The organism is Parabacteroides acidifaciens (assembly GCF_003363715.1).
Taxonomy (GTDB): Bacteria; Bacteroidota; Bacteroidia; order Bacteroidales; family Tannerellaceae; genus Parabacteroides; species Parabacteroides acidifaciens.
The window spans coordinates 1-554 of the sequence record NZ_QREV01000142.1 but is presented as its reverse complement, the minus strand read 5'-3'; the positions used below and the strand labels follow the sequence as shown (position 1 = coordinate 554).

The window sequence follows — 554 nt, the reverse complement described above, 5'->3', positions numbered from 1 at the left end:
CTTGCAGAACTCGGTAAGTTAGTTTGAACACTTAAAATCGAATCTTGAATATATATATAATGTATGATTAACTGATTATTTAATAAAATTAATCGTATTGAACCCCATTCTCGCGATGCTTATTTTTACATTTAAGTATTTTAATTTGTATATTCATTACACTTTATATTCTAAAATCGAGATTTACTTTAAGTAAATAAGATCAATAAGAATATGAATAATATGATCTAAAACATATTTTTGTTGTTTTGTATGTATTTTTTGTCAATAAAAATTGCAATTATGATATTTTTGCTTAAATTGCGCCAAAGTTTGAATGTCTAACTAAACAAAAATGTGTTTATGAAAAGAAAGCTAGTGTTATTCTTGACCTACTTACTGGTAAGCATAGGTCTTTTGACGGCTCAGATTTCGCGGGTAACAGGTGTGGTTAAGTCTGCGGATGACGGTGAGCCTATTATTGGTGCTACAATTTTGGTAGAAGGTACGTCTATTGGTACAGTTACAGACATGGATGGTAAGTTTGAAATCACAAATTTACCGAGTTCTGCAAG

General features: G+C 30.0%; 1 protein-coding gene. It reads left to right on the top strand.

Translation table 11 applies throughout. The features are described from left to right. Window positions 1-342: 342 nt before the first annotated feature. A partial coding sequence (locus DWU89_RS20490; protein WP_115501456.1) for a carboxypeptidase-like regulatory domain-containing protein occupies window positions 343-554 on the top strand: 212 nt, incomplete at its 3' end.